General features: G+C 59.9%; 4 protein-coding genes. 1 reads left to right on the top strand and 3 read right to left on the bottom strand.

Annotated features, from left to right (window positions below; translation table 11 throughout):
* Window positions 1-189: 189 nt before the first annotated feature.
* A complete protein-coding gene (locus ACLJK8_RS22330) occupies window positions 190-969 on the top strand; it encodes a hypothetical protein (protein WP_413152624.1) in 780 nt (259 codons plus the stop codon).
* Window positions 970-1,470: 501 nt separating this feature from the next.
* Here ACLJK8_RS22330 and ACLJK8_RS22325 read toward each other — a convergent pair.
* Genes ACLJK8_RS22325 through ACLJK8_RS22315 form a run of 3 tightly spaced genes read right to left on the bottom strand, consistent with a single transcriptional unit; the run spans window position 1,471 to window position 3,184 of the window.
* On the bottom strand, window positions 1,471-2,289 hold the full coding sequence (locus tag ACLJK8_RS22325; RefSeq protein ID WP_413152623.1) for a hypothetical protein: 819 nt from the start codon (window positions 2,287-2,289) through the stop codon (window positions 1,471-1,473).
* A gap of 2 nt (window positions 2,290-2,291) precedes the next feature.
* Window positions 2,292-3,038, bottom strand: a complete 747-nt coding sequence (locus ACLJK8_RS22320; protein ID WP_413152622.1) for a hypothetical protein — start codon at window positions 3,036-3,038, stop codon at window positions 2,292-2,294.
* On the bottom strand, window positions 3,011-3,184 hold the full coding sequence (locus ACLJK8_RS22315) for a hypothetical protein (protein ID WP_413152621.1): 174 nt from the start codon (window positions 3,182-3,184) through the stop codon (window positions 3,011-3,013). The genes ACLJK8_RS22320 and ACLJK8_RS22315 overlap by 28 nt, the downstream gene beginning before the upstream one ends.
* Window positions 3,185-3,282 lie beyond the last annotated feature (98 nt).

The following is a 3,282-nucleotide window of genomic DNA, read 5'->3' as shown; positions in this document are numbered from 1 at the left end:
TGATCATCGAAATGATCTGCGTCTCGGAAAATCGGCTCTTTCTCATTCGTCTGCTCCTTCGAGGTCGAGCAGACCCTACATCAGAGCGAGGGAGTTTCCGGGGGGCAGGTCAACGCTCGAACACGGCTCGCAGCGATCAATGGCAGATTGGCCCGGCACTGGTATGATCTGGATGTAACGGATCGGAGCATGCCTGCCTTGACGCTGAAAGGGACTGAGCGAGATCGCGAGGCGTCGCACCCGTTGGATCTGGCAGCCCGTCGGCTCCATCGCGTTTTCAATGATGGCGATTGGGGCAGTGGCGGGCGGTTTTGCGGAGCGTGGTGGCAGAGCGTTCCGAAGGCCTATCGGCGCTTCATTTTGATTGACGACAAGCCCACGGTGGAACTTGATTACTCAGGACTGCATGCCGCGATGCTTTTCGCCGAAGCGGGGGTTGTTGCGCCAGAGGATCCTTACGCCAGATGCTTTCCGGGCGATTCCTCGTCCGATCTTCGGAACATGGTAAAGCGGGCTTTCAATGCGCTGCTGAATGCGAGAAGCGTCGATAGCCTGTCGGAAATGAGCGGCTATGATCCTGATCGAACTGGGATGCACCGGAAGCAGTTCAAAAAGCATGTGATCGAATGCTTCCCGGAAATACATTCTAGCTTCGGTACTGGGGTTGGTGTCCGACTCCAGCGAAAAGACTCAGACCTTTCCGAGTGTGTGATGCTTCGGTTCTGTGAGGTGGGATATCCCTGCCTACCGGTACATGACATCTTCATTGTATACTATGCACTGGAAGCTGATCTAAGGATGATTATGCGGAGTGAGTTTCAGAGATTACTGGGAAACGGGATAGGTGTTACAGTAAAGAGATCCTGTATCTCCTATGATATGAGTGATGGGTACATCATGGAAGATATTGGATCGATCCTCCAACAGACAGGCCCTTACCAACGGTTCCTGTCGTGGCATAATCAATAATCACGGGATACACGGGATCCTCTGCTCGGGGGCTTGGCGCTCTCCTCATTACTGGTAACGACAAGGAATCTTTGTCTATCCACTGAGAGTGAGAGTATGCTATCGGTGTGACACAACGGTGCGACACGCAACTTTACCCGCATCGGGAAATGCCGACATATCAATGGCTGGCGGTTCCGGCAGGATTTCCCTCCGGACCTACCAAATACCGTCATTCATTCCTTTTCAATTTGTTAGGTAAATTTTTGACGAACCTCGCGGGATGGTTCGTCAAGTTCTGTTCCCCGTTTCCCCCGCTGGGAAGGCTCGCTATGGCGGAGTCGGCCTTCGCCTTCCGGCCGAATTGCTCGCAGTATTTCTGGGCCTCCTTGATGTCGGTGTGTCCGCTCACGGCCATCACCTTGAACACGTCGCCTTCGATCTCGGCGATTCGACGACAGATCGCTTTTCGCAGTCCATGAGAGGAACAGAGCGGGAGCCCGGCCTTGTCGCACCACTTCCTCATGGACGAGCCGAGGCCCGCAGGCGTCCGAGAGGCACCGCCGAGAACTTCCACGAAGGTGAAGGCGTCCGGGCGAACGTGCGACAGCGTTTCCGCGAGGTGGGGGGGATCATCAGATCCACCTCGAAGCCGTCCGGGTTCTTCTTGGTCTTCCTCCGGCGGTAGATCAGGCGCCCCTCTCGGATGTTTCCACGCCCCATCACCGCATCGCACTTCGACGCGCCGGTGTAGAGCATCAGTGTCATCGTCAGATGCGCGGGCGATCCCATCTTATGGACTTCATAGAATCGGCCGATCTCTCCCTCGTCCCAAGCATGAAATCCCGCGGGCGAGACGGGGGACCGTTTCACGCCGCGAACCGGGTTGTCCTTCCACCATTCCAGATCAACGGCCAGATCCATCAACTGGGAGAGCCGTTTCAGCGTCTCGTTCGCCTGTTGCGGCGTGTCAGCCAGCTCCGCCTTAATCTCCAGCACGTGGCGCCGGGCCATATGGGAAACCCGCTTGTGGCCATGCTTTCGGCGCAGCGGCTCCAGGACGGAGCGATAATCCGCCGCCGTGCTCTCTTCGATGGTCGGGAAATGGAGCCTGTAGAAGCGCACCACCAGATCATCGAAAGTGCCCGGAGCCGTCCGATCAGCCCCCGCGCCTTCCTTGCGGCCGTTCACCGCCTCGGCATAGCGCCGCGCGAATTCGTCGCTCCCCCACTCGGTCCCGAGTTCCGCCGTCCTGCCCCTATGCCGATACCGCCAGCGGCGCTTGTCGTGGCGGTCGGTGTAGCTCTTCGCGTAGGGGAAGCGGTCAGTCTTCGGTGCCATCGCTAATCCCAATCGTTCGCTGGTTTGACCTGCTCGGCACTGCCGAGCTTCACGTCGATATTGCCTTCACGATCGATTTTTACGCCCGCGACAGCCAAGCCGGCAGCGAGCACCCCCTTGAGTGCGCGAGTCAGGTCTGCCTGTTTGAACGCGGTGCGGCGGTTGGCCATCAGACGTTGCCCCCCGCCATCAGATCGCGCTCGAACCAGAGGCCATTCCGGCTCCACCGCCTTGTCGCGATAGCGCCGCGCCTGTTCGGCTTCGGTCTCGTCTCTCAGGGTTTCCCAAGAGGCGCGATTCTGACGCTCCAGCGCAAACGGGAGGGCGCAGCTCATGAGGTCGATCGGCTTGATCCCCCGGGAGACGTGGATGCCCGCGCGAGCGCGACGATCCTCTATCGTACGCGCCGCCGGGCTGAAATAGAGCCCGGACTTGCCATCGGTGCCATCCCTGAGCGGCATGTGCTCGATAGTCGCGATGCGCTGATTTTCTTGCAGTTCCAGGTACGGCGCACAGTTGAACGGGTCTTCTCCGGCGCCCTCGCCGATCCAATCGGCCGTGAACATGCTCGGGAGAACTAATTCGAGCGTCACGCCCTCATGAACGCCCCAGCTCGCGGGGTGCGGCCCCTTGGACCGCTCGGGCCGATACACCATCGCGGCGAAGCTCCGGTAGGTCTCGACCGCGTGCGCCGCCGTACCAGTCGAGAGCAGGGCGATTGTCAGGCGAACCGCGTCGCGGGGGTGCATGTGGGGGCGTTGATCCCGCGCGCCCCGGTCGTCAGCAGGCCAGCCTCCCGCATCAGCCGCGCGTAGACTGCGACGGTCTTTTCCTCGACCACGTAGGCTTCGGACACGATGCGGAGGAAAGGCTGCGAGTGTGTTTCGGCGTGCAATTGGTGCCCACCTGCCCCTGTGATCGGCGCCTAATCGGGGACCACCCGCCCGGGTCATCTGTGCTCGCCTGCGATCGGAGCTGGCGAAGAGGCGGAGG

It is taken from the genome of Amaricoccus sp. W119 (assembly GCF_047275745.1).
In the GTDB taxonomy this organism is placed as follows: domain Bacteria; phylum Pseudomonadota; class Alphaproteobacteria; order Rhodobacterales; family Rhodobacteraceae; genus Amaricoccus.
Note: the sequence above shows the minus strand (reverse complement) of the source record. Positions and strands in the feature narration are given on the sequence as shown.

What these genes read in the sequence shown, in the direction of transcription:
- ACLJK8_RS22330 (WP_413152624.1), top strand. Translation starts at nt 190, where the DNA reads ATGCCTGCCTTGACGCTGAAAGGGACTGAGCGAGATCGCGAGGCGTCG.
- ACLJK8_RS22325 (WP_413152623.1), bottom strand. Translation starts at nt 2,289, where the DNA reads ATGGCACCGAAGACTGACCGCTTCCCCTACGCGAAGAGCTACACCGAC.
- ACLJK8_RS22320 (WP_413152622.1), bottom strand. Translation starts at nt 3,038, where the DNA reads ATGCACCCCCGCGACGCGGTTCGCCTGACAATCGCCCTGCTCTCGACT.